14 protein-coding genes are annotated in these 10,718 nt (G+C 35.9%); 9 read left to right on the top strand and 5 right to left on the bottom strand.

Annotation, left to right across the window (positions count from 1 at the left end; translation table 11 throughout):
• Positions 1–238 precede the first annotated feature (238 nt).
• Positions 239–439 (top strand): hypothetical protein, encoded by a 201-nt coding sequence (locus tag KGI01_RS06465; RefSeq protein WP_068453441.1) that lies wholly within the window; start codon positions 239–241, stop codon positions 437–439.
• A 129-nt stretch (positions 440–568) separates the two neighbouring features.
• Positions 569–1,189: an SdpI family protein gene (locus KGI01_RS06460; RefSeq protein ID WP_170214750.1), complete on the top strand. Its 621-nt coding sequence runs from the start codon at positions 569–571 to the stop codon at positions 1,187–1,189.
• A 293-nt stretch (positions 1,190–1,482) separates the two neighbouring features.
• Here KGI01_RS06460 and KGI01_RS14200 read toward each other — a convergent pair whose 3' ends face one another.
• Positions 1,483–1,935 (bottom strand): DUF1648 domain-containing protein, encoded by a 453-nt coding sequence (locus KGI01_RS14200; protein WP_141274011.1) that lies wholly within the window; start codon positions 1,933–1,935, stop codon positions 1,483–1,485.
• Positions 1,936–2,190: 255 nt separating this feature from the next.
• Here KGI01_RS14200 and KGI01_RS13845 point away from each other — a divergent pair, with 255 nt between their 5' ends.
• A complete protein-coding gene (locus tag KGI01_RS13845) occupies positions 2,191–2,331 on the top strand; it encodes a hypothetical protein (protein WP_156422352.1) in 141 nt (46 codons plus the stop codon).
• A gap of 390 nt (positions 2,332–2,721) precedes the next feature.
• Here KGI01_RS13845 and KGI01_RS06450 read toward each other — a convergent pair whose 3' ends face one another.
• From KGI01_RS06450 to KGI01_RS06440, 3 genes are all read right to left on the bottom strand, one after another.
• The gene (locus KGI01_RS06450; RefSeq protein WP_068453433.1) at positions 2,722–2,997 is read right to left on the bottom strand and encodes a hypothetical protein; all 276 of its coding nucleotides are present in this window, start codon (positions 2,995–2,997) and stop codon (positions 2,722–2,724) included.
• A gap of 146 nt (positions 2,998–3,143) precedes the next feature.
• A complete protein-coding gene (gene dctA / locus KGI01_RS06445) occupies positions 3,144–4,421 on the bottom strand; it encodes a C4-dicarboxylate transporter DctA (RefSeq protein WP_141274010.1) in 1,278 nt (425 codons plus the stop codon).
• 225 nt (positions 4,422–4,646) lie between these two features.
• Positions 4,647–5,702 carry a DctP family TRAP transporter solute-binding subunit gene (locus tag KGI01_RS06440; RefSeq protein WP_087680763.1) on the bottom strand — a complete coding sequence of 352 codons (1,056 nt, stop codon included), beginning with the start codon at positions 5,700–5,702 and terminating at the stop codon, positions 4,647–4,649.
• Between the two features lie 102 nt (positions 5,703–5,804).
• Here KGI01_RS06440 and KGI01_RS06435 point away from each other — a divergent pair, with 102 nt between their 5' ends.
• The 6 genes from KGI01_RS06435 to KGI01_RS06410 all read left to right on the top strand — a co-directional run bounded on the left by KGI01_RS06435 (position 5,805) and on the right by KGI01_RS06410 (position 10,173).
• Complete coding sequence (locus KGI01_RS06435; RefSeq protein WP_255314751.1) at positions 5,805–7,394, top strand: ATP-binding protein; 1,590 nt, start codon at positions 5,805–5,807, stop codon at positions 7,392–7,394.
• 12 nt (positions 7,395–7,406) lie between these two features.
• Complete coding sequence (locus tag KGI01_RS06430) at positions 7,407–8,087, top strand: response regulator (protein ID WP_121177242.1); 681 nt, start codon at positions 7,407–7,409, stop codon at positions 8,085–8,087.
• 66 nt (positions 8,088–8,153) lie between these two features.
• Complete coding sequence (locus tag KGI01_RS06425) at positions 8,154–8,465, top strand: hypothetical protein (RefSeq protein ID WP_141274008.1); 312 nt, start codon at positions 8,154–8,156, stop codon at positions 8,463–8,465.
• Between the two features lie 57 nt (positions 8,466–8,522).
• A complete protein-coding gene (locus KGI01_RS06420) occupies positions 8,523–8,981 on the top strand; it encodes a DinB family protein (RefSeq protein ID WP_141274007.1) in 459 nt (152 codons plus the stop codon).
• Positions 8,982–9,071: 90 nt separating this feature from the next.
• Positions 9,072–9,653 (top strand): GNAT family N-acetyltransferase, encoded by a 582-nt coding sequence (locus KGI01_RS06415; protein WP_141274006.1) that lies wholly within the window; start codon positions 9,072–9,074, stop codon positions 9,651–9,653.
• Between the two features lie 16 nt (positions 9,654–9,669).
• Positions 9,670–10,173, top strand: a complete 504-nt coding sequence (locus KGI01_RS06410; protein WP_141274005.1) for a GNAT family N-acetyltransferase — start codon at positions 9,670–9,672, stop codon at positions 10,171–10,173.
• 56 nt (positions 10,174–10,229) lie between these two features.
• Here KGI01_RS06410 and KGI01_RS06405 read toward each other — a convergent pair whose 3' ends face one another.
• Positions 10,230–10,610, bottom strand: coding sequence for a hypothetical protein (locus KGI01_RS06405; RefSeq protein ID WP_141274004.1), 381 nt, complete (start codon positions 10,608–10,610; stop codon positions 10,230–10,232).
• Positions 10,611–10,718: the final 108 nt, after the last annotated feature.

The raw sequence follows: 10,718 nt of genomic DNA, 5'->3' as shown, positions 1-10,718 counted from the left end.
TGAATATAGTATAACCATTTTTAATAATTCATTCAAGTGTTTATTTGAATATAGTATAACCATTTTTAATAATTCATTCAAGTGTTTGTTTGAATGAGTAAAAAAATTCATAAAAAAAGAATTGGAGTACCCAATTCTAATAACAAAATAACCAAACTGCATAAGACTTTAAGTACATAACATTATCTGGCCAATTAGTAGTAAGGGAATTACATAAGCGTTATTAAGGGGCGGTAATTTGAAAAGCATAACAACTGTTATAACGATTATTCTAGGTATCGTGATTATATTTGTGCCAACGATTATTACTGGGCATGGCTATAACGATGAAAAAATGATGGGCGCATTACTTGTGGCGGATTATACATTGAGAGTGGTTTCGTTAATAATTGGACTACTTGTGATTAGCTTTGCTATTAGAGGTTTAGCTAAAAATTAGCTAAAAGGACTCATCAAAAGCACCTTCTCGTTGTAAAAGAGGGTGCTTTTTATATTGTCTTTGTAGTTCCTTTTCACGTATTAGTGGAATCGCTTTCCTCGATATTTAAAGCAAGAAAGGATGAATGTATTGAAAAATGTATTATTATTAGTTGCATCTTTTTTCATGTCTCTCATTGTGTGGTTAAGTACATATCGTTCTTTACCAGAAAAAGTTATCATGCATGCTAATTCAGGTGGAATAACGGATTATGCGCATAAAAGTTTCATGTTTCTCATGTTTATGATTATTTCATTGTGTGTCCTCGTTATTTTTTACGCTTTGCTGCTCATCGATAGAAAAAATGAAAATAAACAAAAAATGAATACAGCATTTGCTATGATCGGTGGTTTATTCGTTATTGGATTAAATATTGTCTACATACTCAATGTCCGTAATGAAGCGTTAAACACAGAACGTCTCTTTTTAATCTTTGTAGGCTGTATTTTCATTATCATCGGCAGTTTCTTATCTACAGTCAATTATAATTCTAAAGTGGGTGTTCGAAATGCCGCTAGCTTTCAAAATAAAAAATCATGGACTCAAATTCAAAGATTTAGTGGATGTGCGCTTATCATCTGTGGTATATTCATAGGGTTTGCAGCTCTAATTTCATCATTCTTATATGCGATTCTTGTCATTTCACTACTGATTACTGCTATGTTATATAGTATTCAGTTATACTCGAATAAATTGCTTAAAAATGAGTAGACGCTTAGCTCTCAAACGCAGGTAAGTATAATAAAGTGAAGGTGATCCATTGGAAGTTATAATCGGATATGGATTAATACTCTTTTTCCTTGTCAATTTTTGCGTGATGATGTACCAGGCTTATAAGGAAGTGAAAGAGAACCCTAAGAGCTTTTTTAGAATGCTGATTTTCATACCTCTTGAATTATTATTAGGTACATATGGTTTCTATGTAGCAATTGTCTTGGGAGCACTGTTAATAGGTATCCTACTTGTTTTCTATCCATAATGAATCTAAAAAGCGAGTAACACGTTCAGCGTGCTACTCGTTTTTGTTTTGAGTTTATATACTTCTTTTTATACGAGGATTCGATTATGCCATACACAATCACCGATAGAATCAATCCACCGAAATACACGATAATAATATAAGATGGAATTTTCTCTAGAGGCTGAATTTGTATAGAGGCATAGAGCAATATAAAAAAGAAAAACAGTGTCAAAGCGGATACGAGTGAAGTCCAAGAGCAATAGAGTTTGTACAGTTTCATACTTAGTTGTTTATCAAACTTTACTAAATAGCGATTGAATTTAATAAATCGAAAGCTTTTCAACCCTGCGAACAGTAAGATTGAGACAATCGGCAATATCCATAAAACATATTTTGAACCGTAGCCATCTGGACTACCTAGTAAATTAAAATGAATCGGAACTCGCTCATCTAACCCTTTCCAATACAACAGCAATATGACGATTTGAGCTAACATGAAAAATATGAAATCGCATCGAGGTAATATGTATGTTTGGGTAATGTAAGCTTCATTAGATCCCCTCCTACTTAAAATTTTGTAATTAAAGATTCACTATCAGCTAATGAAAAAGTAGTTTTCAACAAAAGCTTATACATCACATTTGAAGGCAATACTACATATATTTTAATCTAGCACCAAAAGGTCGTTTTCGTGCTACAATAAAATGGCAGCATTTTCAGCTGACTCCTTTTTCGGAAGGAGGTGTACTACATGCCTAAATACTCGCGACAAGAGAAAGTAAAGGCTGAGCGAAAGAAAAAGCGTGAAGAAGGACTGACCATCTTTCGATATGCAGCGGATCTATTTCGATTCGTGGATACAATTTATCGTTTCTTCCGTATGATGCTGTAAGAAAAAAGAGCGTTGATTCCAACTGGGCTCAACGCTCTTTCTATAGATTTAATACATAAAAAACGCCTGGTGACCAAACCAGGCGCTGTACTACATGTGATTCTCGCGACAAGAATCTTACTAACTTCATTGTATGATGATTATAGATAGAAGTCAATTAAATAAGATAGAAATAAAATAGGTTAATTAAGTGATATTATTATCGAAAGCATCTATGATTTCGTATTTATACTCAATTATCGATTATTTGTATAAATAAATAATAATCGATTATAATCGATACGATTTTAAAGTTGCCGTTTTAAAAATCGGTTTTATATTGAAAAGTGCAGCAGCAATTATTAAATATAAAAAGATGAGCTCATCTATATTCGATGAACCCACTTATTTTTATGATTTCGAACGTTTTTGAATCTCTTGTTTACTTTGCAAAATTTTATAAGCGAGATGTACGACAATTCCAAATAGCAGAAGTGCGAAAATAGAGGCTAAGCCGATAAAGATCGGTTCACCAAAGCGCCAGAAAGACTCCGGTTCTTTTGCGGCAAATGAACGTGAAATTTGTAGCAAGACAACAAAGAACAGTGTCACAATCGATACGAGCCCCACTTGTTTGACCTTCTTTTGCAAGAAGATCGCTTGCTCTTTACGCGATGTTAATTTCATTATGTAAAACTCCTTTAAAACATACTACCTTCTATAGTAATGGTTGAACTAAAAAGACGCAATTCTTTCCTATTAAATATGTATTCAGATGAAAAGGATAAGTAATTAAAAAACGAAACCGCACATATAGCGCGATTTCGTTTTTCTTATGCATGTTCTTCTTTAATTTCTTTCACGAGTGCTTCGTGTTGCTCTGGGTTGTATTCATTTTCTAGTTTTGATACAACAACTGTTGCTACGGAGTTACCAATTATGTTTGTGATGGCACGCGCTTCTGACATGAAGCGGTCTACACCGATTAGTAGGGCAATACCTGCTACTGGAATCATTGGGAACGCAGCTAATGTTGCAGCTAATGTAACAAAACCTGAACCTGTAACACCTGCAGCACCTTTTGATGTAACCATTAATACTAATAATAATGTTAGTTGTTGCCAGATCGATAGGTCAACATTGTAAACTTGTGCGATAAACATAGCAGCCATTGATAAGTAGATGGCTGTACCATCTAAGTTGAATGAGTAACCTGTTGGAATAACTAAACCAACGACTTGTTTTGAACAACCGAATTTTTCTAATTTCTTCATGATACCTGGTAAAGCTGTTTCTGAAGAAGATGTACCTAATACAAGTAATAATTCTTCTTTGATATAAGCAAGGAATTTGAAGATATTGAAGCCGAAGCCCTTCATAATACCGCCAAGAATTAAGAAGATGAATAGCGCCATTGTAATGTAGATACAAGCCATTAATAATGCTAAGCTTTTTAAAGAACCGAAGCCGAATGAGCCGATTGTGTAAGCCATTGCACCGAATGCTGCTAATGGTGAAATAACCATGACCATACCGATGATTTTGAAGAAGATTTCAGAGGCAGATGTCATAACCTTCATAACAGGTTGTGCTGCTTCACCAATTGAAGCAGATGCTAGACCGAATAGCGCCGCACATACTAAGATTGGTAATAAATCACCGTTTGCGATTGCGCCAACGAAATGCTCTGGAATAATGTTCATAATGAATGGTACGAAGCCAGACTCTTGTGCTGCTGCTTGATCTGTAAAGTTTTGAACAGCTGATGTATCAATTTTTGATACGTCAATACCTGTTCCTTTACCTGGTTGGATAATATGTACCACGATAAAACCAATTGCAAGTGCAACTGTTGAAACAATCTCGAAGTAAATTAACGCTTTACCCCCAATTTTACCAACTTTTTTCATATCCCCCATGTTACCAATACCAATCACAACCGTTAAGAAGATAATTGGTGCGATTAACATTTTAATTAATTTGATGAAAATGTCTGCTAGGATTTTTAAATCTTGACCGAATGTTGGGAAGACGCCACCAACGATGATCCCTAAGATGATCCCGATGACTACTTGAACCGTTAAGTTCTTATACCACTTTTTCTTTTTCATGTTCATCCCTCTTTGTTATTCAATTTTGTGATCGCTTACATGTATCATAAGCGCTGTTTTAGTACAAAGGAATAATTCGGTTATAAAGTTCTTTTTGGTCATAAAGTTCTTTTTACCGAAAAAGGATGAAAACGTTGATTTAACAGCATTTTAAAAGACTGAACAAAGGTGTCCAGTCTTGTATGAAAACGCTTTATGGTCATTTTTCTATTGTTGTAATACAGTTTAGGTATCTGTTTTTTTCTGAATTAATTGCTGAATTTCGTGTAGATAATGTGCATCACTACGATTTTCAAATGAACGATAGAGTGGCATAAACGCTTTTTTCCACGCTGTTTGTTGCTGCGGTGTTAAAGTGTGTATCTCAACGGAGAGATTCTTCAGTTGTTGTAAGTCATGATCGTTCATCTGCATAGCATTCTCCATATTCCATTCTGTTGCATCTTTTAACGCCTGCTCAATCAATTGCTGATCGGCTGGTTCGAGTTGTTGCCAAAACTGTTTATTAATAATGACCGCATAGGCAAGAATGCCATGATTTGAAATCGTTAAATGATTTTCTTTTTTATACAGGCTTTTTGAGTAGATATTTGAAATTGTATTTTCAAGTGCATCCATCTTTTGTTTATTGAGTTCTGTAAACAATTCGTCAAATGAAGAGGTTACAGGCGTTGCTTTCACTTGCTCGAATTGTTGTTTAAGCATATCACTCTCCATCGCACGCACGCGAAGCCCTTTAAAATCTTGTACGTCTTGAATGATTTCTTTTTCATTAATCATCTGTTTAAAGCCATTTTGCCAAAAGCCAAGTGCCTTCATATTTTCATGTTGGAGTTCGTTTAAAAGACGTTCACCGACATCACTTGTGAATACTTTTTGAACTTCAGCAGTGGATGAAAATAAATAGGGTAAATCTAGAACTTCCCAACTCGGTACTTCTTTTGTTACTTTAGAAAGAGTCGGGGCAATCATCTGAACGTCATTATCTTTTAGCGCTTGTAATTCATTCACATCATTGTAAAGCATACCATTCGGTGAAATTTCAACTTGAATACGATGATGCGAGCGCTTTTGAACGAGTTCAGCAAATTTCAACACAGCTTGTCCCTTCGGTGTGTCTTCTGCGACAACATGTGAAAAACGAATCGTAATTTGATCTTTTAATCCCTCTTGTTCTTCGTCATACGGTAATGTTTCGCTTTTGAAAAAGCCTTGTTCATAGCTCATATAACCGAGTAAAGCGATAACGACGAATAGAGCGGATAGCATATATGTACGCAACGTCGACCCTCCACTTTGATTTAATTTTTATTAGTTTAACATAATTGAAGTGGTACAATGTTAAAAAGTATAAGAGAGGTGGCTTGTTTGTTCAAACAAAAAATGACCTTAAATAAAGGGATGATTGCACTTACGTTCTTCATCATTGCCTTCTCATTATTGATTGCGGGCGTCTTTATTTTAGGGAGTATTGTCAATTCAAAAGAAAAAGAATTACAGAAGCAGTCGATGCTTGTAGCGAGAACGGTCGCGACATTACCTGAAATTGAAGAAATCTTACATAACGAGAATAATTTATCTATTGAAGCACAGGCACGTCGAATTAATCAAACCGTTGAACAGCTACGAACGGTCAATTCTGCAGACTATATTGTGATTATGAATATGGATCATATGCGATTGTCGCATCCTTTAACGAGTAAGCTTGGCACAGTTTCGACAACACCAGACGAAGAAGCAGCCTATTCAGAGCATTATTATACGTCGAAAGCAAAAGGTGAAGTGGGTGTAATGGTACGCGCCTTTGTACCGATCATGAATACTAAACATCAGCAAATCGGTGTTACAGTCGTTGGCTATCGTTTACCAAGTGTTCTTGAAGTGTTAGGTGGAATGAAGTGGGAGATTGCACTTGCACTGACACTATCAACTGCCTTTGGTTTATGGGGAGCGCTGATTCTAAGTCGTCGTGTGAAGAAGCAGATGCTGGATTATGAACCGCATGAGATTGCTAAATTATATACAGAGCGTATTGAGACATTCAATGCGATGCATGAAGGGATTATCGCCATTGATAAAGAGTTTACGGTGACCATCTTCAATCCGAAAGCGCGACAAATTTTAGGGATTGGCGAGCAGAATTTGCTCGGAAAGAAGATTTATGATATTTTACCTGATACACGCCTACCAGAGATTTTAGATTTCAATCAGCCCATTTACAATAAAGAGTTACATATTAATCAACATACGATTTTAAGTAATCGTGTGCCGATTGAAGTAGACGGTGAGACGGTCGGGGCGATTGCCATTTTCCAAGACCGTACAGAAGTGAAAAAGTTAGCGGAAGAGTTAACAGGTGTAAAAGAGTTCGTACAAGCGCTTCGCATTCAAAATCATGAGCATAAAAATAAGTTACATACGATTTCAGGACTTCTACAACTAGGTCACCATCAAGAAGCGATGGATTACATTGTAGAAGTGCAAACGACGCAGGAAAAAACAACGAATTTCTTAAATCAGCGCATTCAAAATCAAAATATTGCAGGTCTGGTACTGAGTAAAATCAATCGCGGGAAGGAACTGGGTATTGATGTCATGATGGACGAGCATAGTACACTTGAACGCTTACCAGAAAAACTTGATTTCCACGATTTTGTTGTGGTGTTTGGAAATCTTGTAGAAAATGCTTTTGATGCGCTGCAACTGACGAGTAGTTCATCAAAAGAAATCTTTATTAGTATTGACCAAAACGATGAAACATTATCGATATTAGTGGAGGATAATGGTGTCGGTATGACCGATGAACAAATTCAAAAGATTTTCGATAATGGTTTTACAACGAAGAATTCTGCCAATCATGGCATTGGTTTATATTTAATTTCAGATATTTTAAACAAAACGAACGGTAGTATTGATATTACAAGTTCGTTGAATGAAGGAACGAGTATTTTAGTTACATTTACAATGGAGTAGGGGGAACATCGCGTGATAGATGTTGTATTAATTGAAGACGATCCAATGGTACGTCAAGTCAATCGCCAATTTTTAGAGCAAATCGAAGGTATTCGTATTGTAGGAGTGGCGAAAGATGGAATTGAAGGGGTGGAGCAGCTGAAAACATTAGCGCCAGATGTAGCGCTTATGGATATTTTCATGCCAGAACAAGATGGAATTAAAACATTGCAACAAATTCGAGATCAAGGTTTACCTGTCGATGTTATTGCTGTAACTGCAGCGAATGATATGAAAACAATTGAAAAAATGCTGCAATTAGGTGTTTATGATTATATTATGAAGCCTTTTACGTTTGATCGTATGAAGCAAACCATTCAGCAATATTTAGCATATAAAGCGTATATTACGAAGAAGGAAGCACTCAATCAGGATGAACTGGATCAATTACTGCATCCAACAAGAGAGACCGACCATTATCATGATGCTTTACCAAAGGGATTAAATGGTGCAACCTTACAAAAGATTATTCAATTTATTGGGGAGCAAAAAGGTGCTGTTACAGCTATTGAAGTGGCGCAGGGGGTTGGTTTAGCACGTGTAACCGCAAGACGTTATTTAGATTATTTAGAGAAGCAGCGTCAAGTTGTCATTGATATTCAATATGGCGGGGTAGGACGACCCGTGAATCAATATCGTCTCGTGCAGAAATAAAGGTTTTAACTAAAATTAATAGGGAATATATGGATTATAATATTTAGTCGGAGGGTGTGAAAAAACTTGCTAATATTACTAATTCTCTCTATTATTGCACTAATAGGTATTCCTTTACTACTTGTGATATCATCGCTTAAATTTGAAGAACGTCAATTGGACGCGATGATTCATCAATACTATGTAGAGCATCGTACAGTTCGAAAAACGCAAAAGATGTCTGTAAAACCAGTCGTTGAAAAACAGACACAACAAAAAAGACCGTCTGCGAAAGACAAATCAAAACGTGCGTTTACACATACAATTCGTAAAAAGTTACCTGGTTATATTTATCCGTCACGTGAAGCAATGATTCGTGATCGTGCCAATAAAAACTAATTAATAGCTTTATTTGAGGGGTCTTTCACCCTCCTACATAACAAAGGGGTTCAAAAAATGCAGTCTTTAGTAAAACAATTACATTTTATTGAAAAAACAATTGTGCAACTATTTGATGAAGTGAATGAGCAAACATGGAAAGAACCAGAAGCAAAGAGGATTCGTTCTGTTTTCGAATTGTGTCATCATATGACCTACTTACCAAAAGCAGATTTAATGTTAGCAAATTCTGCGAGTCATCAGGAAATGGATGCATTTTATCAGCGCAATCGTTTGGAGACGATTTGTGAAATGAAACAGATGTTTATTTATCATATGAAGCAGCTTTACGCACATATTGAATGTATGCCAGAATGTGAAAAGCAGCGTGAATCAACCAGTTATTGGGGCGCTACATATACGCAACAAGAGTGGATACTAGAAATTCTAATGCACCTCATTCATCATCGTGCACAGCTATACCAACTCTTAATGCAACATCGAGAAAAACCTATCTCAATTTGTCTATTTCAATAATTTTCAGACTGTTTCCAAAAAGGAGACAGTTTTTTCTTTTATTTTGAAAAAGGTGCGCTATAATAAGAAAAACGAAAGAAGGCGAATGGGATGGAATTTAGTCAATTAGATGATGATGTTATTTATTTACGTCCACTTGTAATGGAAGATGCAGAAGCTTTATTTGAAGCAGGGAATCATGCGGAGATTTGGACATATACAGCACATACGATTCAATCATTAAAAGATGCAGAGGCTTATATTGAAGATGCCTTACATAAATCGAAAACGGAGCAAACTTATGCAATTGTAGATCGTCAGTCGAATCGCGTAATTGGCTCGACGCGTTTTTATCAAATAGATACTAAAAATCGTGCTGCAACGCTCGGTTACACGTGGCTAACCCCCGCATATTTTGGCACTTCGGTGAATAAGCGTTGTAAATATCTATTATTTCAATATGCTTTTGAAAAAGAAGGGCTTGAACGGATTCAAATCGTAGCAGATGAGCGAAATACACGTTCTTGTCGTGCTATTGAAGGGCTTTTAGCAACAAAAGAAGGGGTACTGCGTAAACATATTATTTGTAAAGATGGTTATATTCGAAATAGTGTTGTCTATTCGGTTATACGTGAAGATTGGCCGCGTGTAAAAGCGCATTTGGAGCAGGCGATTGGTTATAAAACAGTTTAAAGGAGAAAGACACAGCATGAGTACACTAACGTTCCGTATAGCAAAATTAGATGATTTAGAGCGCATTGTCGCGATTTATAATTCAACGATTGAAGGGCGTATAGTGACAGCTGATTTAGAAGCAGTCACTGTTGAAGAACGTACACCTTGGTTTCATGCCCATATAGCAGATCACCGACCACTATGGGTGATGGAATTAGACGGGGCGATTTGTGGCTGGATTAGCTTACAAGATTTTTATGGTCGAAAAGCCTATGATGCGACAGCGGAAGTGAGCATTTATTTGGATGCTGATTTCAGAGGACATGGCTTAGGCAAAAAGGCGATTCAATTCGTTTTAGATGCAGCGCCTTCTTTATCCATTCAAACCATACTCGGCTTTATTTTTGCTCAAAATGAACCGAGTATGAAACTATTTAAACATTTCGGTTTTGAACAATGGGCGTTCTTACCGGAAGTTGCTGAACTAGACGGTATGAAAAGAGACCTCGTTATTCTAGGTAAAAAAGTAAGTAAATAATGTAATGATAAGAAAAAACCAAAATCGCGCTTCGGCACAGTTTTGGTTTTTTCTGTTTATTTTTTAAGTGGTAACGCTAGAGGCTCATCTTGATAAATGGAATAGCTTTCTCCGCTTATCTCTACCTTTTCACAAGTCTTATCTGCACAATCAAACATATAATTGTTGTCTTTTGTTTTCACAAAAACAGACATGTAGTAAGGGAAAGCGCCACCTTTATAGCGATCTACACCATAGTTAATGGATAAAATTTGTTCTTTTTCTGCAATTTTCTTGTAATCATCACTTTCCATCGTCTTAACGACCATTTCACCTAAGATTTTATATTCTTTCTCTGTTTCTTCATAGCCTCGTTCAAAAAAGTACCATTTCCCAAGGAGGAAGAGGTTGAGAGCAATGCTGATTGTTAAAATACCAATAAGTAATTTCTTTTTCATGTATGTCAATCCTTTCCAAAAAATATTATATCATAGATAGTTGAAAAGAAATTGACATCTTTTTTATATAAGAATATGATTATATAAGTAAGTTATTATATTTTGAGG

The sequence above is a fragment of the Kurthia gibsonii genome (assembly GCF_006539985.1).
Classification (GTDB): domain Bacteria; phylum Bacillota; class Bacilli; order Bacillales_A; family Planococcaceae; genus Kurthia; species Kurthia gibsonii.
The sequence above is the reverse complement of the archived record's forward strand: the minus strand, read 5'-3'. Positions and strand labels throughout refer to the sequence as shown.

Bases quoted from the DNA above. Each gene is read 5' to 3' on its own strand.
- KGI01_RS14200 (WP_141274011.1), bottom strand. From the start codon at position 1,935: ATGTTAGCTCAAATCGTCATATTGCTGTTGTATTGGAAAGGGTTAGAT.
- KGI01_RS13845 (WP_156422352.1), top strand. From the start codon at position 2,191: ATGCCTAAATACTCGCGACAAGAGAAAGTAAAGGCTGAGCGAAAGAAA.
- KGI01_RS06450 (WP_068453433.1), bottom strand. From the start codon at position 2,997: ATGAAATTAACATCGCGTAAAGAGCAAGCGATCTTCTTGCAAAAGAAG.
- dctA (WP_141274010.1), bottom strand. From the start codon at position 4,421: ATGAAAAAGAAAAAGTGGTATAAGAACTTAACGGTTCAAGTAGTCATC.
- KGI01_RS06435 (WP_255314751.1), top strand. From the start codon at position 5,805: ATGACCTTAAATAAAGGGATGATTGCACTTACGTTCTTCATCATTGCC.
- KGI01_RS06420 (WP_141274007.1), top strand. From the start codon at position 8,523: ATGCAGTCTTTAGTAAAACAATTACATTTTATTGAAAAAACAATTGTG.
- KGI01_RS06415 (WP_141274006.1), top strand. From the start codon at position 9,072: ATGGAATTTAGTCAATTAGATGATGATGTTATTTATTTACGTCCACTT.
- KGI01_RS06410 (WP_141274005.1), top strand. From the start codon at position 9,670: ATGAGTACACTAACGTTCCGTATAGCAAAATTAGATGATTTAGAGCGC.
- KGI01_RS06405 (WP_141274004.1), bottom strand. From the start codon at position 10,610: ATGAAAAAGAAATTACTTATTGGTATTTTAACAATCAGCATTGCTCTC.